Consider the following 278-nt stretch of genomic DNA (forward strand, 5'->3'; position numbering starts at 1 on the left):
ACGCGGTGCTGCACCGCAGGTACCTCACCGTGGCAGAACGCGAGACGATCGCTGACCTGCACCGGGCTGGTGTCAGTCTGCGCGCGATAGGCCGTGCTCTGGGTCGGCCTGCCTCGACGATCAAACGGGCTCTTCACGAACGAGGGTGTATTCGGTTGAGCGCGTCGGTGGCCGGGTAGGGGTCGAGGTCTCCCGGATGATGGAAGTTCTTCACGCTCGCCATCCCGAAAGACCTCGACGTGCTCCACCCTACTTTCGCGACCCCTGACCTGACCACG

Annotated in this window: 1 pseudogene; it reads left to right on the top strand. The window is 64.4% G+C overall.

What is annotated here, in order from left to right:
- Positions 1–143: pseudogene (locus D8M39_RS12505) on the top strand (helix-turn-helix domain-containing protein); the annotation flags it as partial.
- Positions 144–278 lie beyond the last annotated feature (135 nt).

Origin of the sequence: Kocuria sp. HSID17590 (genome assembly GCF_003989485.1) — a bacterium.
Taxonomy (GTDB): Bacteria; Actinomycetota; Actinomycetes; order Actinomycetales; family Micrococcaceae; genus Kocuria; species Kocuria salsicia.